General features: G+C 45.5%; 24 protein-coding genes and 1 pseudogene. 21 read left to right on the top strand and 4 right to left on the bottom strand.

The features are described from left to right. Window positions 1-38 precede the first annotated feature (38 nt). Complete coding sequence (gene iolR / locus LNN34_RS20540; RefSeq protein ID WP_024123450.1) at window positions 39-794, bottom strand: myo-inositol utilization transcriptional regulator IolR; 756 nt, start codon at window positions 792-794, stop codon at window positions 39-41. A 406-nt stretch (window positions 795-1,200) separates the two neighbouring features. Between iolR and iolA the strand changes: the two genes are divergently transcribed. From iolA to LNN34_RS20465, 15 genes are all read left to right on the top strand, one after another. Continuing rightward, window positions 1,201-2,664: a methylmalonate-semialdehyde dehydrogenase gene (iolA, locus tag LNN34_RS20535; protein ID WP_069486678.1), complete on the top strand. Its 1,464-nt coding sequence runs from the start codon at window positions 1,201-1,203 to the stop codon at window positions 2,662-2,664. Window positions 2,665-2,738: 74 nt separating this feature from the next. Further along, complete coding sequence (iolB, locus tag LNN34_RS20530; protein ID WP_101865036.1) at window positions 2,739-3,554, top strand: 5-deoxy-glucuronate isomerase; 816 nt, start codon at window positions 2,739-2,741, stop codon at window positions 3,552-3,554. Between the two features lie 23 nt (window positions 3,555-3,577). Beyond that, window positions 3,578-4,555, top strand: coding sequence for a 5-dehydro-2-deoxygluconokinase (gene iolC / locus LNN34_RS20525; protein WP_059292173.1), 978 nt, complete (start codon window positions 3,578-3,580; stop codon window positions 4,553-4,555). Window positions 4,556-4,587: 32 nt separating this feature from the next. After that, the gene (iolD, locus tag LNN34_RS20520) at window positions 4,588-6,501 is read left to right on the top strand and encodes a 3D-(3,5/4)-trihydroxycyclohexane-1,2-dione acylhydrolase (decyclizing) (protein ID WP_101865035.1); all 1,914 of its coding nucleotides are present in this window, start codon (window positions 4,588-4,590) and stop codon (window positions 6,499-6,501) included. A 15-nt stretch (window positions 6,502-6,516) separates the two neighbouring features. Continuing rightward, a complete protein-coding gene (iolE, locus tag LNN34_RS20515; protein WP_101865034.1) occupies window positions 6,517-7,410 on the top strand; it encodes a myo-inosose-2 dehydratase in 894 nt (297 codons plus the stop codon). A gap of 14 nt (window positions 7,411-7,424) precedes the next feature. Next, a complete protein-coding gene (iolF, locus tag LNN34_RS20510; protein WP_229044441.1) occupies window positions 7,425-8,744 on the top strand; it encodes a myo-inositol transporter IolF in 1,320 nt (439 codons plus the stop codon). Between the two features lie 22 nt (window positions 8,745-8,766). After that, complete coding sequence (gene iolG, locus LNN34_RS20505) at window positions 8,767-9,801, top strand: bifunctional inositol 2-dehydrogenase/D-chiro-inositol 1-dehydrogenase (protein WP_044160087.1); 1,035 nt, start codon at window positions 8,767-8,769, stop codon at window positions 9,799-9,801. Window positions 9,802-9,822: 21 nt separating this feature from the next. Further along, window positions 9,823-10,692, top strand: coding sequence for a sugar phosphate isomerase/epimerase family protein (locus LNN34_RS20500; protein WP_059335278.1), 870 nt, complete (start codon window positions 9,823-9,825; stop codon window positions 10,690-10,692). 86 nt (window positions 10,693-10,778) lie between these two features. Beyond that, window positions 10,779-11,615 (top strand): 2-keto-myo-inositol isomerase, encoded by an 837-nt coding sequence (iolI, locus tag LNN34_RS20495; protein WP_229044440.1) that lies wholly within the window; start codon window positions 10,779-10,781, stop codon window positions 11,613-11,615. Between the two features lie 18 nt (window positions 11,616-11,633). Continuing rightward, on the top strand, window positions 11,634-12,506 hold the full coding sequence (iolJ, locus tag LNN34_RS20490; protein ID WP_229044438.1) for a 6-phospho-5-dehydro-2-deoxy-D-gluconate aldolase: 873 nt from the start codon (window positions 11,634-11,636) through the stop codon (window positions 12,504-12,506). Window positions 12,507-12,613: 107 nt separating this feature from the next. Continuing rightward, window positions 12,614-13,303 carry a two-component system response regulator YxdJ gene (yxdJ, locus tag LNN34_RS20485; RefSeq protein ID WP_024123439.1) on the top strand — a complete coding sequence of 230 codons (690 nt, stop codon included), beginning with the start codon at window positions 12,614-12,616 and terminating at the stop codon, window positions 13,301-13,303. Beyond that, window positions 13,300-14,277: a two-component system sensor histidine kinase YxdK gene (yxdK, locus tag LNN34_RS20480; protein WP_229044436.1), complete on the top strand. Its 978-nt coding sequence runs from the start codon at window positions 13,300-13,302 to the stop codon at window positions 14,275-14,277. The genes yxdJ and yxdK overlap by 4 nt, the downstream gene beginning before the upstream one ends. A gap of 144 nt (window positions 14,278-14,421) precedes the next feature. Then, complete coding sequence (gene yxdL / locus LNN34_RS20475; protein WP_101859696.1) at window positions 14,422-15,195, top strand: ABC transporter ATP-binding protein YxdL; 774 nt, start codon at window positions 14,422-14,424, stop codon at window positions 15,193-15,195. Next, entirely contained in the window at window positions 15,170-17,038 is a 1,869-nt protein-coding gene (gene yxdM / locus LNN34_RS20470; RefSeq protein WP_229044434.1) for an ABC transporter permease YxdM, read from the top strand. Before yxdL ends, yxdM begins: the two co-directional genes overlap by 26 nt. A gap of 13 nt (window positions 17,039-17,051) precedes the next feature. Further along, a complete protein-coding gene (locus LNN34_RS20465; RefSeq protein WP_229044432.1) occupies window positions 17,052-17,399 on the top strand; it encodes a YxeA family protein in 348 nt (115 codons plus the stop codon). A gap of 41 nt (window positions 17,400-17,440) precedes the next feature. Here the strand turns inward: LNN34_RS20465 and LNN34_RS20460 are convergent, their stop codons facing one another. After that, complete coding sequence (locus LNN34_RS20460; protein ID WP_216394712.1) at window positions 17,441-18,406, bottom strand: iron-hydroxamate ABC transporter substrate-binding protein; 966 nt, start codon at window positions 18,404-18,406, stop codon at window positions 17,441-17,443. A 174-nt stretch (window positions 18,407-18,580) separates the two neighbouring features. Between LNN34_RS20460 and LNN34_RS20455 the strand changes: the two genes are divergently transcribed. Further along, window positions 18,581-18,979 carry a hypothetical protein gene (locus tag LNN34_RS20455; protein ID WP_229044430.1) on the top strand — a complete coding sequence of 133 codons (399 nt, stop codon included), beginning with the start codon at window positions 18,581-18,583 and terminating at the stop codon, window positions 18,977-18,979. A 43-nt stretch (window positions 18,980-19,022) separates the two neighbouring features. On the opposite strand, the gene LNN34_RS20450 is transcribed toward LNN34_RS20455, so the two are convergent. Both LNN34_RS20450 and cotNE read right to left on the bottom strand, forming a co-directional pair. After that, a complete protein-coding gene (locus tag LNN34_RS20450) occupies window positions 19,023-19,376 on the bottom strand; it encodes a hypothetical protein (protein WP_103672015.1) in 354 nt (117 codons plus the stop codon). 246 nt (window positions 19,377-19,622) lie between these two features. Beyond that, window positions 19,623-19,988, bottom strand: coding sequence for an inner spore coat protein CotNE (gene cotNE / locus LNN34_RS20445; protein ID WP_044160076.1), 366 nt, complete (start codon window positions 19,986-19,988; stop codon window positions 19,623-19,625). 104 nt (window positions 19,989-20,092) lie between these two features. On the opposite strand from cotNE, the gene LNN34_RS20440 reads away from it, so the two are divergent. The 5 genes and pseudogenes from LNN34_RS20440 (at window position 20,093) to LNN34_RS20420 (ending at window position 23,259) form a co-directional block, all read left to right on the top strand. Beyond that, window positions 20,093-20,515 carry a DUF3255 family protein gene (locus LNN34_RS20440; protein WP_044160075.1) on the top strand — a complete coding sequence of 141 codons (423 nt, stop codon included), beginning with the start codon at window positions 20,093-20,095 and terminating at the stop codon, window positions 20,513-20,515. Continuing rightward, window positions 20,505-21,065 (top strand): hypothetical protein, encoded by a 561-nt coding sequence (locus LNN34_RS20435; RefSeq protein WP_069486692.1) that lies wholly within the window; start codon window positions 20,505-20,507, stop codon window positions 21,063-21,065. Before LNN34_RS20440 ends, LNN34_RS20435 begins: the two co-directional genes overlap by 11 nt. A 39-nt stretch (window positions 21,066-21,104) precedes the next feature. Further along, entirely contained in the window at window positions 21,105-21,917 is an 813-nt protein-coding gene (yidA, locus tag LNN34_RS20430) for a sugar-phosphatase (protein WP_059335270.1), read from the top strand. Between the two features lie 151 nt (window positions 21,918-22,068). Then, window positions 22,069-23,055 (top strand): penicillin V amidase, encoded by a 987-nt coding sequence (gene yxeI / locus LNN34_RS20425; RefSeq protein ID WP_229044429.1) that lies wholly within the window; start codon window positions 22,069-22,071, stop codon window positions 23,053-23,055. Next, window positions 23,042-23,259: pseudogene (locus LNN34_RS20420) on the top strand (hypothetical protein). The gene yxeI and the pseudogene LNN34_RS20420 overlap by 14 nt, the downstream one beginning before the upstream one ends. Window positions 23,260-23,433: the final 174 nt, after the last annotated feature.

Here is a 23,433-nt window from a genome sequence, read left to right as displayed (position 1 = left end):
ATAAAATTGATGAAAGACTCTCAACATTATTGTAAACGTTAGGCCAGATGAATGCCGATTTGGTGCTCATGGCAGTACTGCGTGTACTCGTCATCTAACGGCTGAGAGGTCACAATACAGTGCAGTCTGTCAAAGGGCGCATAGGTCAGCAGCGTTGATTTTCCGAATTTTGAATGGTCGGCCAATAAATACACTTCTTTCGCTTTTTCAGAAATCCTCTTTTTAATGTCATACTCGAGCAGATCCGAATTGGTCAGTCCGTGTGTCAGTGTTGTTCCGGTTGCGGACATAAAGGCTTTATTGATATTGTACTTCTCCAAAGTGCCCGGATCATCCATGCCGACAAAGGAGCGTGTTTTTCTTTTATAGTTGTTTCCGATAATGATTAAGTTGATATTCTTCATAGCAGATGCCGCATTGATAATGTCCAAGCTGTTGGTTAAAATGGTGACATTTTTGTTCGGATCAAGCGTATCGAGAATCGATTTTGTGGTTGTTCCTGAGTCAATGAAGATTAAGTCATGATCTTCAATAAACCGGGAAGCATAATGGGCAATTTTTGTTTTCTCATCTTGGTGCTGGATGGTGCGATTCTCAAAAGGAACAAGTGCGGTTTTCTCAATTGATGTTACGCCGCCGTATACTTTTTCGATCGCACCCTTTTCCGTCAGCTTGTTGATATCGCGTCTGACTGTGTTTTTCGAAACATTGAAAACCTGGCACAGCTCATCTAAGGAAACAGTGCCATGTGATAAAATGTACTCCTCCATTTCCTGTATCCGCATCAGTTTCATACAAAAAACTCCTTCTTGAATCTTAAAGTAATGTAAATATATAATAAAAACCAAAAGTTAATCAATAGTTGCTTAAAAAATGATAACATTGGTATGTATCTTTTGCAAGATTCGCCGGACTTCTCTTACCTCTCTTCATTGATTAAAAGATTAATATAATAAAAATAATGAAAAAATGTAGTGTTTATGATTGACTTATGGGTATTATACGATTAGAATATAACCAAGAAATGACCAAAAAGTAACCTGTTGTGTGCGATTTCAGTGATGATATGGTTGCTTACATAAAAAGTGTATCTAACCATTGATTTTTTTATTTTTTTGAAAGCGTTTAATTGTTATCTTAGAATCTATCCTGAACCATCCATACAAGTGTATGTGTTTACTAATGAAGGAGGCAATAAGAATGGCAGAAATCAGAAAATTAAAAAACTATATCAACGGTGAATGGGTTGAAAGCAAAACGGATCAATATGAAGACGTTATCAATCCGGCTACGAAAGAAGTGCTGTGCCAAGTGCCGATTTCTACAAAAGAAGATATTGATTACGCGGCTCAAACAGCGGGTGAGGCATTTAAAACATGGTCGAAAGTGGCGGTTCCGCGCCGTGCAAGAATTCTATTTAACTTCCAGCAGCTGCTGTCTCAGCATAAAGAAGAACTTGCTCATCTGATTACCATCGAAAACGGCAAAAACACAAAAGAAGCTCTGGGGGAAGTGGGACGCGGGATTGAAAACGTTGAGTTCGCGGCCGGCGCGCCTTCTCTGATGATGGGTGACTCACTTGCTTCTATTGCGACGGATGTGGAAGCGGCGAACTACCGGTATCCAATTGGAGTTGTCGGCGGAATCGCACCATTTAACTTCCCGATGATGGTTCCTTGCTGGATGTTCCCAATGGCAATTGCACTCGGCAACACATTTATATTAAAACCGTCTGAGCGTACGCCGCTGTTAACGGAGAAATTGGTTGAGCTTTTTGAAAAAGCGGGCCTTCCAAAAGGTGTTTTCAACGTCGTATACGGTGCGCATGACGTTGTGAATGGCATCCTCGAGCATCCTGAAATTAAAGCGATTTCATTCGTAGGCTCAAAGCCGGTCGGTGAATACGTCTACAAAAAAGGAAGCGAAAACTTAAAACGTGTTCAATCTCTGACAGGCGCGAAAAACCACACGATTGTTCTGAATGATGCGAATCTCGAAGACACGATCACAAACATCATCGGAGCAGCCTTCGGTTCAGCCGGAGAACGCTGCATGGCTTGTGCGGTTGTGACAGTTGAAGAAGGTATCGCTGATGAATTCATGGAGAAGCTTCAAGAAAAAGCCGCTGAGATTAAAATCGGAAACGGCCTTGATGACGGCGTGTTCTTGGGACCGGTTATTCGTGAGGACAACAAGAAACGCACGCTCAGCTACATTGAAAAAGGGCTGGAAGAAGGCGCGAGACTCGTTTGTGACGGACGTGAAAATGTGTCTGACGACGGCTACTTTGTCGGCCCGACAATCTTCGATAATGTCACAACAGAGATGACGATCTGGAAAGACGAAATCTTTGCTCCTGTCCTATCCGTCATTCGTGTGAAAAACCTGAAAGAAGCCATTGAGATTGCCAACAAGTCTGAATTTGCGAACGGCGCCTGCCTGTTCACATCCAATTCGAATGCCATCCGCTACTTCCGTGAAAATATTGACGCGGGAATGCTCGGCATCAACCTGGGTGTGCCGGCACCGATGGCGTTTTTCCCATTCTCCGGCTGGAAGTCTTCATTCTTCGGAACGCTGCACGCGAACGGTAAAGACAGCGTTGACTTCTACACGCGTAAAAAAGTGGTGACAGCAAGATACCCGGCACCTGATTTCAACTAAACGACGAACAGCCGAACGGCGTGTCTTTGCGCTGTTCGGACTCATTCTTACCATAGAAAGAGGAGGGCTTAACCATGAGTCATTTGTTGCGTAAGCCGCAGTCGAATGAAGTATCAAAAGGCGTCAAGCTTGTGCATGAAGTAACGAAATCAAACTCGGATCTTACCTATGTAGAGTTTAAAGTGTTAGAACTCGCATCCGGTTCAAGCTATACAGAAGAATTGAAAAAACAAGAAATCTGCATTGTGGCAGTGACGGGAAAAATCACAGTGACGGATCATGAATCTGCGTTTGAACATATCGGTACGCGTGAAAGCGTATTTGAGAGAAAACCGACAGACAGCGTCTATATCTCCAATGACCGTGCCTTTGAGATTACGGCAGAGAGTGATGCGAGAGTGGCGCTTTGCTATTCGCCATCAGAGAAACAGCTTCCGACAAAGCTGATCAAGGCGGAAGACAACGGGATTGAACATCGCGGAAAGTTTTCCAACAAACGGACCGTTCACAACATTCTTCCGGATTCAGACCCTTCAGCTAACAGTCTATTAGTAGTTGAAGTCTATACAGACAGCGGAAACTGGTCCAGCTACCCGCCTCATAAACACGATCAAGACAACCTGCCGGAGGAATCCTTCTTGGAAGAAACCTACTACCATGAATTAGATCCGGGGCAAGGCTTTGTATTTCAGCGCGTATACACAGATGACCGCTCCATTGACGAGACAATGACTGTAGAAAATGAAAACGTTGTCATCGTTCCTGCGGGATATCACCCGGTAGGTGTGCCGGACGGATATACGTCCTACTATTTAAATGCCATGGCAGGACCGACACGAAAATGGAAGTTTCATAATGATCCGGCTCATGAGTGGATTTTAGAACGCTAACAAGTGAGGAGTGGCTGTTTACGATGAAGTATACATTCAATGAAGAGAAGGACTTTGATATTGTTGCCATCGGCCGGGCGTGTATTGATTTGAACGCGGTTGAATACAATCGCCCAATGGAAGAAACGATGACATTTTCGAAATACGTCGGCGGCTCACCTGCGAATATCGCGATCGGCAGCTCAAAGCTGGGATTAAAAGCGGGCTTTATCGGCAAAATTCCAGATGACCAGCATGGCAGATTCATAGAGGCCTATATGAGAAACACCGGGGTAGACACAACACAAATGATCGTTGATAAGGAAGGGCATAAAGCCGGTCTCGCATTTACTGAAATTCTGAGCCCGGAAGAATGCAGCATCTTAATGTACCGCGATGACGTGGCCGATCTTTATCTTGAGCCTTCAGAGGTAAGCGAGGACTACATCGCAAATGCGAAAATGCTGCTCGTGTCCGGGACAGCGCTCGCCAAAAGCCCATCACGGGAAGCGGTGTTAAAAGCCGTTCAATATGCGAAAAAGCATCAGGTAAAAGTCGTGTTCGAACTGGATTATCGCCCATATACATGGCAGTCAGCCGATGAAACAGCTGTTTACTATTCTTTGGTTGCTGAGCAGTCCGATATCGTCATCGGAACACGGGATGAATTCGATGTCATGGAAAACCGCACAGGCGGCAGCAATGAAGAGTCTGTCAATTATTTATTTGACCATTCAGCCGACCTTGTCGTCATCAAGCATGGCGTAGAAGGCTCTTACGCATACAGCAAATCCGGCGAAGTCTTCCGCGCCCAAGCGTACAAGACAAAAGTGCTGAAAACCTTCGGAGCCGGTGACTCGTATGCTTCGGCCTTTATCTATGGACTTGTCAGCGGCAAAGACATTGAAACGGCATTGAAATACGGAAGCGCCTCAGCCTCCATTGTTGTCAGCAAGCACAGCTCATCGGAAGCCATGCCGACGGCGGATGAAATCGCACAGCTTATTGAAGCACAGTCATAATTGAAAAAGATCGAGTAAAGGTGGGATCGTTTGTGGGTAAGAAAATTCGCTTAACAACAGCACAAGCGCTGATTACATTCTTAAACCAGCAGTACATCCATGTAGATGGAAAGGAAGAGCCTTTTGTAGAAGGGATTTTCACGATTTTCGGTCATGGAAATGTTTTAGGGATTGGCCAGGCGCTTGAGCAGGATGCAGGCCATTTAAAAGTCTATCAAGGGAAAAATGAACAGGGAATGGCGCATGCCGCAATGGCGTACAGCAAGCAAATGCTGAGAAGAAAAATTTACGCGGTCTCAACATCTGTCGGACCGGGAGCGGCCAACTTAGTGGCGGCAGCCGGCACTGCATTAGCAAATAATATTCCTGTTCTCTTCATTCCGGCAGATACATTTGCGACAAGGCAGCCCGACCCTGTACTGCAGCAAATGGAGCAAGAGTACAGTGCGGCGGTTACAACAAACGATGCATTGAAGCCTGTATCGAGATACTGGGATCGCATTACACGCCCTGAGCAGCTGATGAGCAGCTTGCTTCGCGCTTTTGAAGTCATGACTGATCCGGCAAAAGCGGGTCCGGCGACCATTTGCATTTCTCAGGATGTGGAAGGCGAAGCGTACGATTTCGATGAAAGTTTCTTCGTCAAACGGGTTCACTATATTGATCGCATGCAGCCGAGCGAGCGTGAGCTTCTAGGTGCGGCGGAGCTGATTAAAGCCAGCAAAAACCCTGTGATCCTCGTAGGCGGAGGCGCGAAATATTCCGGTGCGCGCGATGAATTAATCGCCATTTCTGAGGCCTGTGACATTCCGCTGGTTGAAACACAGGCAGGCAAATCGACTGTGGAAGCTGATTTTCCGAACAACTTGGGCGGAATGGGCATCACAGGAACACTCGCGGCAAATAAGGCGGCCCGCCAAGCGGATTTGATTATCGGTATCGGCACAAGATATACGGATTTTGCAACATCCTCTAAGACCGCTTTTGATTTTGATAAAGCGAAGTTTCTGAACATCAATGTCAGCCGAATGCAGGCGTATAAACTCGATGCGTTCCAAGTGGTGGCGGATGCGAAAGTGACGCTTGGCAAACTGCACGGCCTGCTTGAAGGCTATAAGAGTGAATTTGGCTCAACGATTCAAGAGCTGAAGGACGAATGGCTCGCTGAACGTGACCGCCTCAGCAATGTGACATTTAAACGGAAAGATTTTGATCCGGAAATCAAACATCATTTCTCTCAAGAGATTCTAAACGAGTACGCTGACGCGTTGAATACCGAGCTTCCGCAAACAACGGCATTGCTGACGATTAACGATACCATTCCTGAAGACAGCGTGATTATCTGTTCGGCAGGCTCTCTTCCGGGAGATTTGCAGCGTTTGTGGCACTCCAATGTTCCGAATACGTATCATCTGGAGTACGGATATTCCTGTATGGGCTATGAAGTGTCCGGCACACTGGGGCTTAAATTGGCTCACCCAGACAGAGAAGTGTATTCCATTGTCGGAGACGGCAGCTTCCTGATGCTTCATTCCGAGCTGATCACAGCGATTCAGTATAACAAGAAGATCAATGTGCTGCTTTTTGACAACTCAGGATTCGGGTGTATCAACAACCTGCAAATGGACCACGGAAGCGGCAGCTACTACTGTGAGTTCCGCACAGATGACAACCAAATCTTGAATGTCAATTACGCGAAAGTCGCTGAGGGTTACGGCGCGAAAACGTACCGTGCTAACACAGTAGAAGAGTTAAAAGCGGCATTAGAGGATGCGAAGAAACAAGACGTATCAACGTTGATTGAAATGAAAGTGCTGCCAAAAACAATGACTGACGGCTATGACAGCTGGTGGCATGTCGGAGTGGCTGAAGTATCTGAACAAGAAAGCGTTCAAAAAGCATATGAAGCAAAAGAGAAAATGCTCGAATCTGCTAAGCAGTATTAGAGGGGAGGCATCATGATGGACAAACATGAAATCCTGTGGGGGATCGCTCCCATTGGGTGGCGGAATGATGATATGCCTGAAATCGGAGCGGGAAATACACTTCAGCATTTGTTAAGTGATATTGTTGTCGCGCGTTTTCAAGGTACGGAAGTCGGGGGCTTTTTCCCTGAGCCTTCCATTCTTAATAAAGAGCTTAAGCTTCGGAATTTACGCATTGCGGGAAAATGGTTCAGCAGTTTTATTTTGCGTGACGGACTTGGTGAAGCGGCAAAGGCATTTACCCTGCATTGTGAGTATTTGCAGCAAGTAAACGCGGATGTCGCAGTTGTCTCTGAACAAACGTACAGCGTGCAAAGTCTGGAGAAAAACGTGTTCACAGAGAAGCCGCATTTTACTGATGAGGAATGGGAACGGCTTTGTGAAGGATTAAATCATCTTGGGAAAATTGCCAATCAGCATGGCTTAAAGCTGGTATATCATCACCATCTCGGCACCGGCGTCCAAACAGCGGCTGAAGTGGACCGCCTGATGGAGGGAACAGATCCTGCACATGTGCACCTCCTCTACGATACGGGCCATGCGTATATTTCTGACGGTGACTACATGGGCATGCTGAAAAAGCATATCGATCGCATTAAACATGTCCACTTTAAAGATGCCCGGCTGAATGTCATGGAAAAATGCAAACTTGAAGGGAAATCGTTTCAGCAAGCGTTTTTACAAGGCATGTTTACGGTTCCCGGTGACGGCTGCATTGATTTTAGAGACGTATATCAGCTGCTGTTAAAGCACAATTATTCCGGATGGATTGTCATTGAAGCTGAACAGGACCCCGATGTCGCAAACCCGCTTGAGTATGCATTGATCGCGAGAAACTATATTGATGAGCAGTTGCTGGATTTGGCGTAATGGGGACTGAATATATGGGCCATACCAATGCAGATTCAGCCTTCAATAAACGGACAATCGCGGCAGCGTTGGCCAACTATATTGATGCCGGTTCGATTGTGGCTGGATCTGCCGGTTTATCGTTATGGGTCAGTTATCTAAAGCTATCTGATACGCAAATCGGGCTGCTCGGCGCGCTAAGCGCAAATGCCATTTCTGCCGCTGTCGGCGCCCTGCTTGGAGGGTATCTGGCTGATAAAGTCGGGCGGAAGGCTGTTTATACCAATAGCATGCTGGTTTATGCATTAGGGATTTGTTTGGTTCTGTTTGGGGTTAATTTCCCCATGTTGTTAAGCGGTTACATGATTATCGGTTTATCAGTGGGAGCTGACATTACCGCATCATGGACCATTATTGCAGAAAATGCGCCAAAGAAAAATCGGGCCCGCCATTGTGGTGTGGCACAAGTCGCTTGGGCCGCGGGTGCAGTCGTTGTGCTGCTTCTCTCCGTACTGGTCGGTGATTTAGGCCTCTTGGGGAATAAAATCGTATTTGCCCATCTGCTTGTGATTGCGCTGATTACGTACATCCTGAGAATCAGGCTTCCGGAGTCAGATGCGTGGCAGGAGAAAAATCAGCCCGCAGACACACAGGCGGCAGAGAAGCCGGCCGTACTGAATAAAACCTCGTATTTTGATTTGCTCAAGCCTAAGTATGTAAAAAGCATCCTGTTTTTAATGGGTGTGTACTTGGTTTGGAACTTAGCCGCCGGCGTTATGGGCTTCTTTATGCCTTACATTTATCAGCAGGTCGGCGGGGTATCTGCCAACATGGCAAATCTGTTGCAAATGGGTCTGTTTATCTTTACCGGTCTTGGGGTCGCTCTGATCTTTATGCCCTTTGCAGATCAATATAGAAAAACGGTTTTTGGAATCGCTGCTTTTATGGCCGTCATCGGCTGGACGCTGTTTCTGCTCCCGGTTGAAGGACTGCCGGTTCTGCTTCTGTTTATCGTGGTGATGGGGATCAATAACGGGGCCGGCCAGCAGGCGAACTATCAATTATGGGCCAGCGAAATTTTTCCTACTCAATACCGTGCTTCCGCACAAGGACTGATGTTTTTCCTTGTTCGTATCTCAATAGGGATTTGGAGTCTGTTTGTCCCAATGATTATCAGCCATTTCGGCATTGGAACGATGGCTGCAATTCTCCTCGGGTGTGTGACGGCCAGCATGATGATCGGGCTTCTTTTCGCGCCGAATACATCTGGCAAGTCGCTTGAACAAATTCAAGAGGAACTCTACGGATCGCCTCGGAGCCAAGTAAAGCAAGAAACAGAAAGCAAAATGATGTAACCAACAGAAGGAGTGGCTGTCAATGAGTTTACGTATTGGTGTTATTGGAACTGGAGCAATCGGAAAAGAACATATTAACCGCATCACAAACAAACTGTCCGGCGCAGAAATTGTAGCTGTAACGGATGTGAATCAAGAAGCCGCACAAAACGTCGTCGAGCACTACCAATTAAACGCTGCAGTATATCCTGATGATGACAGCCTTCTGGCAGATGAAAATGTAGACGCTGTCCTAGTGACAAGCTGGGGGCCTGCGCACGAATCGAGTGTGTTGAAAGCGATTAAAGCCCAGAAATATGTATTCTGTGAAAAACCGCTTGCGACAACTGCTGAAGGATGCATGCGCATCGTCGAAGAGGAAATGAAAACGGGGAAACGCCTCGTTCAAGTCGGCTTTATGCGCCGTTATGACAGCGGTTACGTACAGCTGAAAGAGGCGCTCGACAACAATGTCATCGGCGAGCCTCTCATGATTCACTGCGCGCACCGCAACCCAAATGTAGCTGATAACTATACAACGGATATGGCCGTTGTCGATACACTTGTTCATGAAATTGATGTGCTGCACTGGCTCGTCAATGATGACTACGAGTCCGTTCAAGTCATCTATCCGAAAAAATCAAAAAATGCCCTGCCGCACTTAAAAGATCCGCAAATCGTAGTCATTGAAACAAAAGGCGGTATCGTCATCAATGCTGAAATCTATGTGAACTGTAAATACGGCTATGACATTCAATGTGAGATCGTTGGAGAAGACGGCATCATCAAGCTTCCTGAACCATCAAGCATCAGCATGAGAAAAGAAGGCAAATTCAGCACAAATATCCTGATGGATTGGCAGAGACGCTTTGTGGACGCGTACGATGTGGAAATCCAAGACTTCATTGATTCGATCCAGAAAAAAGGCGAAGTCAGCGGGCCGACGGCATGGGACGGCTATATTGCTGCCGTTACGACTGACGCGTGTGTAAAAGCCCAGGAATCTGGACAAAAAGAAAAGGTTGAATTGAAGGAAAAACCGGAATTCTATCAATCTTTTACAACAGTTGAAAACTAGGAATATGGAGGAGTGAAAAAAATGAAATTAGCATTGGATCCATCGATGTATCGAGATGATTTAACGTTGGAGGAAATGGTCTATAAAACGGCGGAGCTTGGCTATGAATATATCGAACTTTCCCCGCGCGAGGATTTTTGTCCATTCTATAAATATCCGAAAGTCGATTCAGCAAAGATCAAACAATTAAAGCGGCTTTTAAGAGATACAGGTGTTAAGCTTTCATCACTCCTTCCGCTTTATCACTGGGCGGGTCCTGAAGAAGACCGCCGCCAGGCTGCGGTGCGCAACTGGAAAAGGGCGATCGAAATTGCGGTAGAACTTGAAGTGGATTTGATGAACAGTGAATTCAGCGGTTCAAAATATGATCCTTTAACAAGCGAAGAAAAATTCATCAAATCCATGGATGAGCTTCTGCCAGTCTTTGAAAAAGAAGGCATTAAACTCAATCTTCAAGCTCATCCGTACGATTTTATCGAAACGCACAAAGGTGCGATGGATATGATCCGCGCGCTCGACAAGGATTGGATCAACCTTGTCTACTCGACTGCGCATACGTTCTTCTATGATGACGGAAAAGGCGATATCGCGACCATGTTTGACGAAGCCGGCGACCGTCTCACACACGTTTTATTTGCAGATACCTTTAATCATAAAGCGGCTCACGGCCTGCGTTACATCGTCAATCCGCCTGACGCGAAAGTAACGGTTCACCAGCATTTGGACATTGGTCAAGGCGAGGTTGATTTTGATACGATTTTCAGAAAACTGAGAGAGATGAAGTTCGACGGAATTGCGACGAATGCCGTGTTTGCTTGGGTCGACGAAAGAGCGGATGAATCAAGCCGATTTATGCTTAAAAAAATGAAAGAAGAATTAGGTCTGGCATAAGCTGAGCATGGAGTTCGGCGGGATATGGCGAACAGCCTTCCTGCCGAACTCCCTTCATATCTAACACGCAGATGGGGGAGTCTGACATGAAACTTTGTTTTAATGAAGCAACTACATTGGAAAACTCAAATCTTAAACAGGATTTAGAGCTATGCGAAAAGCATGGCTATGATTATATTGAAATCCGCACAATGGATAAGCTGCCGGAGTACTTAAAAGACCATTCATTGGCCGATCTTGCGGAATACTTTCAAACCCATCACATTAAACCGCTTGCCTTAAACGCACTCGTTTTCTTCAATAACCGTGATGAAAAGGGCTATCAGCAGATCATTGCTGAATTTAAGGGCATGATGGAAACCTGCAAAACCCTCGGTGTGAAATATGTGGTGGCCGTTCCGCTTGTGACAGAGCAGAAAATCTTAAAAGAAGAGATTAAAAAGAGCTGTGTAGAGGTTCTGACTGAGCTTTCTGATATCGCCGAACTGTACGGCGTAAAAATCGCCCTTGAATTTGTCGGACATCCGCAATGTACGGTCAATACATTTGAACAGGCGTATGACATCATCAATACTGTCAGCCGCGACAATGTCGGGCTTGTCTTTGACAGCTTCCACTTCCATGCGATGGGATCAAATATTGAAAGCTTAAAGCAGGCGGACGGGAAGAAAATCTTTATTTATCATATTGACGATACGGAAGATTTCCCAATCGGCTTTTTAACGGATGAAGATCGCGTATGGCCCGGCCAAGGGGCGATTGACTTGGATGCCCACTTATCAGCCCTCAAGGAAATCGGCTTCTCTGATGTGGTATCCGTTGAGCTGTTCCGGCCTGAATACTATAAGCTCAGTGCGGAAGAAACGATTCAAACAGCGAAAGAAACTACAATTGATGCGGTATCAAAATATTTCAGCATGTAATGTAAAGGAGGGGTGAACATGGCTTTTGTATCGATGAAAGAGCTTCTTGAAGATGCAAAGCGGGAGCAATACGCGATCGGGCAGTTTAATATCAACGGCCTGCAGTGGACGAAGGCGATTTTGCAGGCGGCAGAGGAAGAACAGTCACCTGTGATCGCGGCGGCATCGGATCGGTTAATCGACTACTTAGGCGGATTTAAAACCGTAGCCGCGATGGTCAATGCTCTGATTGAAGAATTATCAATCACCGTTCCCGTGGTGCTTCACCTTGATCACGGAAGCAGTGTGGAGCGCTGCAAACAAGCGATTGACGCGGGATTTAGTTCAGTGATGATTGACGGGTCACATCAGCCGATTGACGAGAATATTGCGATGACGAAAGAAGTCACCGATTATGCCGCAAAGCACGGCGTGTCAGTAGAAGCCGAAGTCGGCACGGTCGGAGGAATGGAAGACGGGCTGGTCGGCGGGGTCCGCTATGCCGATATCACGGAATGTGAGCGGATCGTCAAAGAAACCAATATCGACGCGCTAGCCGCTGCCCTCGGCTCTGTACACGGCAAATATCAGGGTGAGCCGAATCTCGGATTTAAGGAAATGGAGGCTATCTCCCGCATGACTGATATTCCCCTCGTTCTTCACGGGGCATCCGGGATTCCGCAGAATCAGATCAAAAAAGCCATCACGCTCGGCCACGCGAAGATCAATATCAATACGGAATGTATGGTAGCCTGGACAAACGAAACACGCCGCATGTTTCAGGAAAACAGCGATCTGTACGAACCGCGCGGCTATATGACACCCGGCATTGGAGCCGTGGAAGAGACAGTGCGAAGCAAAATGAGAGAGTTCGGATCAGCCGGTAAAGCAGCTAAGCAGCAGGTCGGCTGAAGAGACCTGAAACCGCCGAGATGGCGGTTTTTTTGTGCGGTGTTGCGTCCGTACCCCCGAAACGATTATGATGATGGCAGCAGTGTAAGAAACGGGAGTGGTTCAGTTTGAATAAAATCATGATTGTAGAAGACAGTGAAGACATTCGCGGACTATTGCAGAATTATCTTGAAAAATACGGATACCAAACCGTGGTCGCCGCGGATTTCACGGCTGTTCTTGATGTCTTTTTGCGAGAAAAGCCTGATGTGGTGCTGCTTGATATCAACCTGCCGTCCTATGACGGCTATTATTGGTGCCGCCAGATCCGCCAGCACTCCACAAGCCCGATCATTTTCATTTCAGCCAGAAACGGGGAAATGGATCAGGTGATGGCGATTGAAAACGGCGGAGACGATTATATCGAAAAACCGTTTTCCTACGATATTGTGCTGGCGAAAATCAAAAGCCAGATCCGCAGGGCATACGGAGAGTACGCCGCAAAACAGGGGGAGAAAGTGGTTGAATATGCCGGCGTGCAGCTCTTTGTGGAACGGTTTGAACTGCGCTTTCATGACGAAAAAAGCGAGCTTTCTAAAAAAGAAAGTAAGCTTTTGGAAGTGCTGCTGGAGCGGGGAGAAAAGGTGACGGGAAGAGACAGGCTCATGGAAAAAACGTGGGACACCGACATTTTCGTCGATGATAATACACTTAACGTGTATATCACGCGGCTCAGAAAAAAACTGCGGGAGCTGAATGCGCCTGTTTCGATTGAATCGGTGCGGGGCGAAGGCTACCAGCTGAGGGCGCAGTCATGAAGCTGTTTCTCCGGTCTCATACAGTGCTGATTCTGCTTTTTCTCCTTCAAGGGCTGTTTGTCTTCTTTTATTACTGGTTTGCGGGTCTTCATTCTTTTTCTCACTTGTTTTACATATTGGGCGTGCAGCTTCTTATTTTGGCGGGTTATCTTGCCTATCGCTGGTACAAAGACCGCGGCGTGTATCATTGGCTCAGCTCGGGACAGGAAGGGACGGACATCCCGTATCTCGGTTCTTCAGTGTTTTGTTCAGAGCTGTATGAAAAGCAGATGGAGCTGATCCGGCTGCAGCACCAGAAGCTCCATGAGACCGAAGCCAAGCTTGACGCGCGCGTGACGTATATGAATCAATGGGTGCACCAAGTAAAGACGCCGCTGTCGGTCATTAATTTAATCATTCAGGAAGAGGATGAGCCCGTTTTTGAACAAATCAAAAAAGAAGTCCGGCAGATTGAATTCGGGCTGGAGACGCTTCTTTATTCTTCAAGGCTCGACCTGTTTGAACGGGATTTTAAAATTGAAGCGGTTTCCCTGTCCGAGCTTCTCCAATCAGTCATTCAAAGCTATAAACGATTTTTTATTCAATACCGCGTTTATCCGAAAATGAACATTTGCGATGATCATAAGATTTACACCGATGCAAAATGGCTCAAATTTGCGATCGGCCAAGTGGTCACAAATGCGGTCAAGTATTCAGCGGGCAAGAGTGACAGACTTGAGCTGAATGTCTCCCGCGATGAAGACAGGACGGTGCTTGAAGTCAAAGATTACGGTGTCGGCATTCCCTCCCAAGACATCAAGCGGGTGTTTGACCCTTATTATACCGGTGAAAACGGACGGCGTTTCCAAGAATCTACGGGAATCGGCCTCCATCTCGTCAAAGAAATTACGGACAAGCTCAATCATACGGTGGACATCAGCTCGTCTCCCGGTGAAGGGACATCGGTTCGATTTTCATTTCTTACAAAAGTGTAAGGCTGCGTTAAGAAAACAACATAGCTCGTTTTGTTTCCCCTTGATAACATGGATTTATGTCAAGGGGAATTTTTATGTCGAACGCCCCGATACTACATGAAAGCAGCCCAGACCAACAAGAATAAAACCATAAGGAGGATTTTCATGGCGAATATGCTTGAAGTCAAACATATAAATAAAACCTATAAAGGACAAGTGTCCTATCAAGCCTTAAAGCAAATTTCATTTTCTATAGAAGAAGGCGAGTTCACGGCGGTGATGGGACCGTCCGGCTCCGGAAAAACAACCCTTTTGAATATCATTTCAACGATCGACCGTCCGGATTCAGGCGATATCCTGATTCACGGAGAAAACCCGCATCGCCTGAAGCGGACAAAGCTCGCTCATTTCCGCCGAAAGCAGCTCGGATTTGTGTTTCAGGATTTCAACCTTCTGGACACGCTGACGATCGGTGAAAATATTATGCTGCCATTAACGCTTGAAAAAGAAGCGCCGTCTGTAATGGAAGAAAAACTGCAAGGCATCGCGGAAAAGCTTGGAATCGAAGACCTGCTCAACAAACGGACGTTTGAAGTGTCCGGAGGCCAGCGCCAGCGGGCCGCCATCGCAAGAGCGGTCATTCATAAGCCGTCACTCATCCTGGCCGATGAACCGACGGGAAACCTTGATTCCAAAGCGTCAAAAGACGTCATGGAAACGATGCAGAGCCTGAATCAGGATGATCATGTCACGGCTTTGATGGTGACCCACGATCCTGTTGCGGCAAGCTACTGCCGCCGCGTCATCTTTATAAAAGACGGCGAACTGTTTAATGAGATTTACCGCGGGGAAAACCGCCAAGTATTTTATGAACAAATTCTTGATGTGCTGTCTATGCTGGGGGGAAACGCAAATGACCTTTCTTCAGTTCGCTTATAAAAACGTCACCAGAAACAAAAGGGCCTATCTTGCATTCTTTTTAAGCAGCGCCTTTTCCGTTTTGATTTTCTTTACCTTTGCGATGTTCCTGTTTCATCCGGCATTAAAGGAAGGCTACCTGAATAATATCGCCAAAAAAGGATTAACCGCCGCGGAATGGATGATCTTTGTTTTTTCTTTCTTATTTGTTCTGTATTCGGTTAATGCATTTTTGAAATCGAGAAATAAAGAATTCGGCATCCTGCTCATGCAGGGCATCACGCCGGGGCAGCTAAGAAAGCTCATTACTGCGGAAAATGTGATCATCGGCGTCATGTCAATTGCAGCCGGCATTATCGGAGGATTCATTTTTTCAAAGACGTTCTTTACGGTCGGCGCTTATATTTTAGAAATGGACGCGCTGCCTTTGTATATGCCTTGGAAAGCGCTCGGTATTACGGCTGGCGGATTTCTGCTCTTATTTTTCCTTTTATCGCAGTTTACGATCCTTTTTGTCAGATCAAATACGGTTATCAAATTAATAAAGGGCACTGACAAGATTAAGCCGGAGCCAAAGCCGTCCGTGCTACTGTCCTTATTCGGCATCGCCTGTCTGTGCGGCGGGTACGGCATGGTCCTTAAAGGCAATGTCCACGGGACCGAACCGTTTATCATTTTACTGCTCACCGTTATCGGAACGTATTTCTTTTTCAGCCAAAGCAGCATCTGGATTCTGCGCGCGCTGAAGAAGTGGAAAACCTTTTATCTGCGCGGGAAAAATATCATTTGGGTTTCTGACCTTGTCTATCGTTTAAAAGACAACGCCCGCCTGTTCTTTATTGTCAGCATGATTTCCGCGGTTGCGTTTACGGCTACGGGCGTGCTCGTGATGTACAAATCGACCGTCGGGGCGGAAGAGTCCGCTTATGAGATGGAGTATATATCTTACAGCGGCAATCCAAAAGAACAGACGCATTTGAAAAAAATTGACCATGAACTGAAAACACACGGCTTTACGTATAAGAAAGACGAAATAGATGTTTCTTATGTTCGCTATCAGGAAGGAGAAACGGTTCCCCCTGTTTACATGATCAGCGAATCGGATGTATCAAAATACTTCCATGTCAAGCTGAACGGCCTGAAAAATGGTGAGGCTGTCTTTTTCCCGGGCACGTATGACCGCAATTTCAAAAACGAAGCGCCGGATCAGCTGAAGCTGCTGAACCAAAAAGGCAAGCCGTCTGACCAAAAACTGTCGGTAAAAGAAGTCAAAAAACCGCTGATTTCATTAAATGCCATCATCGCGGTGAACGATAAAACCTTTGATCAGCTCAAATCACTCGGTGATAAAGCGACATTATACGGCTACAGGTATGATCATTGGAAAGACAGTCTTGGGTTCAGCCAATCCTTGAAAAATGAGATTTACGGCAATTATATCGACGTGCATTCTGATTTTATGGCAAAAGCCGGGACTTACTATGATACGGTGCAGCTGCCGAGCTTAAGTTTATTCATCGGCCTGTTTATCGCGATCGTCTTCTTTATCGCGGCAGCAAGTTTCTTATATTTCAGGCTGTTCACCGATTTAGAAGAAGATCGGGAGCGTTACCGTTCGCTGGCCAAAATCGGTTTGAGTGAGCGTGAGATGTCACAAAGCGTGACGATACAATTGGCGATTCTCTTTTTCTTTCCATTTGTCATTGCTGTCATGCATACGCTGTTTGCCTTGAGAACATTGGCCGTGGATGGCTATTCCGTTGTAGCGGGACCGCTCAGTCTCACCATTGGAGGGTTTTTCCTTTTTCAGCTTCTGTTCTTCCTCGCGGTGCGGTCAAGCTATTTGAAAAAAATGAACAAGTAAGGGGAGTGCAAAGATGAAAAAAGCAATGGCAATCCTGGCCGTCTTGGCGGCTGCTGCCATAATATGCGGGCTTCTCTTTTTTCATAACGATGTTACAGACAGATTTAATCCGTTTATTCACCAGCAAGATGTCTATGTGCAGATTGATCGAGATGGCAAACATCTTAGCCCAGGCGGTACTGAGTATACATTAGACGGATATCTTGCATCCGGAAAAAAAGAAGAAGTGACCTTTTTCGCCGGTAAAGACCTTCAGAAGAACGCGTATTTGAAGGTGAAGGCAAAAGGAAAGTATGTCGAGACTTGGGAAGAAGTCAGGTTTGAAGATATGCCGCACTCCGTACAGTCAGCATTAAAGTGAATCATAAAAAACGGCACAGTGTCATAACTGTGCCATTTTCTTTATTTTTTATTTTCTTCGGCCCGTTTGATCAGCATGTCGGTGATGATATCCACCTGTTTGCTGACAGAAATCGGGTCGTACGGGTAGAACGTGTCAAAGTCATTGATAAACACGCGATTATGTTTAACAGCGTCAAGGTTTTTCCAAATAGAGGAATTCTCCAGCTTGTCGAGTGTTTTGCTTTCGCCTTTCGGATTGTAGTCCGTAATGAACATATAATCTGCGGCATACTCAGGAATGACCTCTTGAGAGAGCTGTTTCATCTCTCCTTTTTTGATGACATCTTGTTCAATTTTTTCAGGCGCTTTTAACCCAAGCGCATTGTATACAGCTTGGCCGCCGCGTCCGCCATTGTCATTGAAGACCCAGAATTCGCCCTTGTCCGTGTTTTCATAAATGCCGAAGGTCGCATCTTTGTCGATGACGCCGGCTATTTTCTTTTTGGCTGCTTCCGCTTTTTTGTTAAAGTCAGCCATAAATGCTTTTGCTTTATCCTTGGCACCCGCAATATCTCCGAACATTGCAACGGTATCTTCGACGTTTTTCGCGGTGTTATAAGGAACGACAACGGTTGGAGCGATTTTCTTTAATTTATCGACATTCTCTTCATTCATGACAACAATTAAGTCAGGCTGAAGCTCCATGACTTTCTCAACGCTGATCGGATCACCGACATCCTTTACATCTTTCAGCTTTGATTTTAAAAATGGATTATCAAATGACCATGAGCCCGAGCCGACCACATTTGCCCCGACAGACAGCAATTCCCCAGCATAAAAATCAGTGACGATGCGTTTCGGATGTGCAGGAATGTTGACGTTCCCTTTTGTTGATTTGTATGTTCTCATTTCTGTCTTTTCGGAAGCTGAATCACCTGAGCTTCCTTTCGAAGCCGTGCCGCTGCAAGCACTGACAAACATGAGGAGCAGCACCAGCATGCCCACGAGCAATGTGTTCTTTTTCATCAAGAACCCTCCAATATGTATTTTGATCCATTAGTAATGATTATCATTATCAATTAATAATATAGCAAGAAACCTGTGCCCCGTCTATCACTATTTTAAAAGGAGAAAGTTTTTGTTATACAAGTGACGCGGTATTCTTAATCGATTATTATAGGTAAATAGGAGGAGGAAAATATGGAAATCACAAAAAGAGGTGCCGCATGGGAATGGCTTCATAGCTGGTGGATGCTGTTTATTTTCATGCCTTTTGCCATTACCAGTTTTTTTGCCTTTTTATTTATTGGCATCAAGGTTAGAAATAAAAAGTGGATCATATACGGAATCATTTATTTTTTCGTATTTGCGTTTGCTTTCGTGCTGCCTGATCCGCCCGGATTACTTATTGTGCTCCCGTTGTGGGCTGTGACGATTATTCACGGTTTTAAAGTGCGACCGCTGTATCTGATTCAGCTGGATGTCTACAAAGACAATGTGGAGGCACGGACCTTTGCTGAGGCAAGAATTGAAGCCGAGAGCAGATTTCATGCGCCGAAACAGTCTATTCAAGATATACATATTCGCAAAGAACGGTAAGAAAAAAGCTCAACACTAAACATTGTGTTGAGCTTTTTAAATGCTACTGCTGATAGGTATGCTGCTGGAATGGTGTGTTTTGGCCGAATGGAAGTGTAGACACATTCGTATTCATCACGCTTGATTGTCCAGTGATTTCTTGTTGCATTTGGTTGCACATGTTGACAACCTGCTGGCACTTTTGAATGGCCATGTCGTGTCCGTGCAGCGCTTGCTGAATGGTATGTGCAGCTTGTTGTTCGTGGTTTAGAATCTGTTGCAGCATTTGAATGTTTTGCTGCTCCTGATGAAGCATTTGACGATATTGGTTGCTGCTTTGCTGTGTTTGCTGAATAAGCTGCTGAGCTGTCTGGCGGCACTGGTTCAGCTGCTGCAGGCTGTGTTGCGTATTGTGCATAAATGACCCCTCCGTATGTTCAATTGACATTTGTCGGTATTATCATGCGACCCTAACCAAAAGAAATTCTGCAAAAGGGGAACTACAATTATTTTCCTTACCCCCTCTATCTTTGAATGAAATCGGCAAAGATTGTATACTTGTAAAAACCCTTTTTATGTAAATGTTCCGCTCTGCACATAAGAATAGCGGAAAACGAAACTCCGACATCTGGAGAATCGTATTCCGCTTTTTTCTTTTCTTGCTTCAGAAACCGCCTTCGCCCGCAGTAAATGGGATATTTAATCTGTTTTCTACGGCGCGGAGGCGCTGATTGAGCCGGTTTAAGCGGCGTGTATGGCGTTCAACAGTCTGGCTTAGCTGATTGACCTGATCGGCCAACCTTGCAATTTCCCGGTTTTGACGGCGATCCTCATTCGACAGACGGGTTAATTCTCTTGTCTGCTGTTCGTTTTGCCGTTCAAGAGCAGCGATTCTTCTTTCCAATGCCGGCTGTCTGTCCGTCTGGTATGGCTGGTATACATCCTGCTCCGGATATGGATTGTATTCATATTGGCTATAGTAGGGTTCCTGCTGAGGGAGCTGCGGGCTGTAATATTGATAAGGGTTCATGTAATCAATCTCCTTAAAAAGAAATGTGGGTGAATTCCTTATAATCTATGTAGTCATTGGCACAGTGACACGGCATTCGCCTAAAAAAGTAAGAAAGGACGGTGATGACGCTGAGCAGAAAAGGACCTGTTATTGTGTTCCTGTCTGCTGTATGTCTCATCATTTCGGGCTGTCAGCAGCCAAAAGACGAGACGCCGTTTTATTACGGAACTTGGGATGAGGGCATTATCCCCGGTCCCATGGATGGCGTGAAATCAGCAACGGTCACATTTACCAAAGACAAGGTGCTGGAGACGGAGGTGATTGAAGGGAGAGGAGAGGTGCAGCTGCCCTTTATGGAATACAAGGTAATATCTCAAAGCGCTGACGGTTCCATTGAGATCCAGTACCTTGGCTCCTATTATCCGCTCAAAAGCAAACTGAAAAGAGGGAAAGACGGGACGTTGATATGGGAGCAAAATGGTCAGGAAAAAACGATGACAAGAATCGAGTCAAAGGCCCGCAAGGAGGAGAAACATGAGAAATAAAAAAGCGGAAAGACTGGTGTTAACAGGCCTTATTTTACATATCATTCAGTGGTTGTTGGTATTATGGGCTTTTCTCAAAATCAAACATTTATTTAGTGACTATACGATCTACAATCCGAATGTCATAAACGGAACGATGCAGTCGTTATCGTTTATGCAAATGCTGCGTTCTATGATGTACTCGGGCGCCATGGTGAATTATGTTCTATTTTTTGTGATTGCATTGCTTATCTATTGTTTAGTGCTTCATGGGGTCATGATTGTTCTGGAAATGGCTGCTTATGTGATGATCAGACGGAATCCTTCATCTTCATGGGCATATTTTTTGGCGGCGGCGGGTGTGAAGCTTGCAATCTTAAATATCACGGGTATTCCATTTTTAGCTGCCGGCTTCCTGCTGATGAAACAGAAACAAGCAGAAAGCGGCGAAAAGGGTGAAGAACGAAAGCGAAAGCCGCGCACGCGGATCCGGAGACAAGGCAGACGACTAAACAGAAACAGGAGAAAATCATCGCTTTCAGTTGAATATCAAAAAGAAAAAACGATATGATGGGACTATAGCCTGAAAACGACACGAAGGAGATGCAGGATGTACAAATTAATAGCAATTGATATGGACGGAACACTTTTAAATGATCATCATGAAGTGACGGCGGAGGTCCGCGACGCACTGCATGCCGCAAAAGCGGAAGGGGTAAAAATTGTCCTTTGCACCGGCCGGCCTATCGGAGGTGTTCGGAGATACTTAGATGAACTCAATTTAATTGAGGAAGGCGACTACGTCATTGCCTATAATGGGGCGCTTGTTCAAAATACGCATACAAAAGAAGTGGTGACGGAATTGTCTCTAGGATATGATGATTTGGCATCATTATATGATCTGAGCTTAGAGCTGAAGACACCGATGCACTTCTTCGACTCAGCCAACCTGTATACGCCTAACCGTGATATCAGCGAATTTACCGTATATGAGTCGTACGTGACACAGGTGCCGCTTCATTACCGCAAGATTGAGGAGATGCCTAAAGACATTCTCATTCCGAAAGTGATGTTTATTGATCAACCAGAACACTTAAGCCAAGTCATTACATCGATACCGAAAGACGTGAGAGAAAAGTATACGATGGTCAGAAGCGCTCCTTTCTTTTACGAAATTCTGCATCCGGAAGCAAGCAAAGGAAACGCTGTGCGTCAGCTGGCGAATCTGCTCGGAATCGAGCAGGCGGAAGTCATGAGCATAGGCGACAACGGCAACGATCTGACAATGATCGAATGGGCCGGCTGCGGCGTTGCCATGGCAAACGCCATTCCGGAAGTGCTTGAGGCCGCAAACTTTCAAACGCGCTCCAATAATGAACATGGCGTTGCGCATGCGATTCACGAGCTTGTTTTGGCTAAATAAAAAATCCAGCCTTTTAAAGGCTGGATTTTTTCGTTTTATTTGATGTAATGTCAATTCTTTGACGAATCGATTTGACTTTCGTTATGCTGATAAAACCAATTCGTTCACAATATGTATGGTATTAATCTGAATTGAAAAGGGGACTGATCAGATGTGCACAAGTCTTACATTGGAAACCGCTGACCGTAAACATGTATTAGCGAGAACAATGGATTTTGCATTTCAGCTGGGGACAGAGGTTATTCTCTATCCGCGCCGTTACAGTTGGAGTAGTGAAGCTGACGGAAAGGCCCATCAGACACAGTACGCATTTATCGGTATGGGGAGAAAACTCGGAAATATTTTATTTGCAGACGGCGTTAATGAAAACGGTTTATCGTGTGCTGCACTTTATTTTCCGGGCTATGCGGAGTACGAAAAAACGATACGGGAAAACACCGTACATATTGCCCCGCATGAGTTTGTGACATGGGCGCTGTCAGTCTGTAAGTCTTTGGATGACGTGAAAGAAAAGATTCGATCTTTAACGATTGTAGAGAAAAAATTAGATCTATTGGATACGGTTTTACCGCTCCACTGGATATTGTCAGACCGGACGGGACGCAGCCTGACGATAGAACCGAGAGCAGATGGCCTCAACGTCTATGACAATCAACCTGGTGTCATGACGAACAGCCCCGACTTTACATGGCATGTAACCAATCTGCAGCAATATACAGGAATCAGACCGAAGCAATTAGAGAGCAAAGAAATGGGCGGATTAGCCCTTTCCGCTTTTGGCCAAGGCCTAGGGACTGTAGGCCTGCCGGGGGATTATACACCGCCCTCCCGGTTTGTCAGAGCTGTTTATTTGAAAGAACACCTAGAGCCGGCAGCCGATGAAACGAAAGGTGTAACAGCCGCTTTTCAAATTTTGGCAAATATGACGATACCCAAGGGCGCAGTAATAACGGAAAAAGACGAAATTCATTATACGCAATATACTTCCGTGATGTGCAACGACACGGGAAACTACTATTTCCACCACTATGACAATCGGCAAATCCAAAAAGTAAATTTGTTTCATGAAGACCTTGACTGTTTGGAGCCTAAAGTGTTTTCCGCTAAAGCAGAAGAAAGTATTCATGAGCTTAATTAATTCACATCAATCAGCTGATTCCGGTTTAAATCCGGAGTCAGCTGTTTTTTTATACGATCGTTACGGCGTTTGAATGGGTAGGCAGTTTGCTAAAAGCGAAAGAAAAGGGAAAGGAAATGGCGAAATCTTATATAAAAACTGAGTCTTTGCTTCATCAGACTCAGTTTTCTTGCCGATATAGAGGTTATTGCACTAGTTGAATGAACCAATGCCGTTCCATTATGGTCACGCAAGGGTCTTTTCAGCTTAAATAGAAAAAATTAATCTCAACTCATTGACAAACTCGCAATACAAATGTACATTTTGATTTATTCATATTAAACGACTAGGAATATAGGAGTTTATTTTTCGGACTTTTCAGCCTAAAACATTATAAAA

Origin of the sequence: Bacillus sp. AF23 (genome assembly GCF_020861455.1) — a bacterium.
Classification (GTDB): domain Bacteria; phylum Bacillota; class Bacilli; order Bacillales; family Bacillaceae; genus Bacillus; species Bacillus halotolerans.
This window is presented reverse-complemented; position numbering and strand designations above follow the sequence as displayed.

Coding starts and splice junctions, on each gene's coding strand:
- iolR (WP_024123450.1), bottom strand. CDS start 794: ATGAAACTGATGCGGATACAGGAAATGGAGGAGTACATTTTATCACAT.
- iolA (WP_069486678.1), top strand. CDS start 1,201: ATGGCAGAAATCAGAAAATTAAAAAACTATATCAACGGTGAATGGGTT.
- iolB (WP_101865036.1), top strand. CDS start 2,739: ATGAGTCATTTGTTGCGTAAGCCGCAGTCGAATGAAGTATCAAAAGGC.
- iolC (WP_059292173.1), top strand. CDS start 3,578: ATGAAGTATACATTCAATGAAGAGAAGGACTTTGATATTGTTGCCATC.
- iolE (WP_101865034.1), top strand. CDS start 6,517: ATGGACAAACATGAAATCCTGTGGGGGATCGCTCCCATTGGGTGGCGG.
- iolF (WP_229044441.1), top strand. CDS start 7,425: ATGGGCCATACCAATGCAGATTCAGCCTTCAATAAACGGACAATCGCG.
- iolG (WP_044160087.1), top strand. CDS start 8,767: ATGAGTTTACGTATTGGTGTTATTGGAACTGGAGCAATCGGAAAAGAA.
- LNN34_RS20500 (WP_059335278.1), top strand. CDS start 9,823: ATGAAATTAGCATTGGATCCATCGATGTATCGAGATGATTTAACGTTG.
- iolI (WP_229044440.1), top strand. CDS start 10,779: ATGAAACTTTGTTTTAATGAAGCAACTACATTGGAAAACTCAAATCTT.
- iolJ (WP_229044438.1), top strand. CDS start 11,634: ATGGCTTTTGTATCGATGAAAGAGCTTCTTGAAGATGCAAAGCGGGAG.
- yxdK (WP_229044436.1), top strand. CDS start 13,300: ATGAAGCTGTTTCTCCGGTCTCATACAGTGCTGATTCTGCTTTTTCTC.
- yxdL (WP_101859696.1), top strand. CDS start 14,422: ATGGCGAATATGCTTGAAGTCAAACATATAAATAAAACCTATAAAGGA.
- yxdM (WP_229044434.1), top strand. CDS start 15,170: ATGACCTTTCTTCAGTTCGCTTATAAAAACGTCACCAGAAACAAAAGG.
- LNN34_RS20465 (WP_229044432.1), top strand. CDS start 17,052: ATGAAAAAAGCAATGGCAATCCTGGCCGTCTTGGCGGCTGCTGCCATA.
- LNN34_RS20460 (WP_216394712.1), bottom strand. CDS start 18,406: ATGAAAAAGAACACATTGCTCGTGGGCATGCTGGTGCTGCTCCTCATG.
- LNN34_RS20455 (WP_229044430.1), top strand. CDS start 18,581: ATGGAAATCACAAAAAGAGGTGCCGCATGGGAATGGCTTCATAGCTGG.
- LNN34_RS20450 (WP_103672015.1), bottom strand. CDS start 19,376: ATGCACAATACGCAACACAGCCTGCAGCAGCTGAACCAGTGCCGCCAG.
- cotNE (WP_044160076.1), bottom strand. CDS start 19,988: ATGAACCCTTATCAATATTACAGCCCGCAGCTCCCTCAGCAGGAACCC.
- LNN34_RS20440 (WP_044160075.1), top strand. CDS start 20,093: ATGACGCTGAGCAGAAAAGGACCTGTTATTGTGTTCCTGTCTGCTGTA.
- LNN34_RS20435 (WP_069486692.1), top strand. CDS start 20,505: ATGAGAAATAAAAAAGCGGAAAGACTGGTGTTAACAGGCCTTATTTTA.
- yidA (WP_059335270.1), top strand. CDS start 21,105: ATGTACAAATTAATAGCAATTGATATGGACGGAACACTTTTAAATGAT.
- yxeI (WP_229044429.1), top strand. CDS start 22,069: ATGTGCACAAGTCTTACATTGGAAACCGCTGACCGTAAACATGTATTA.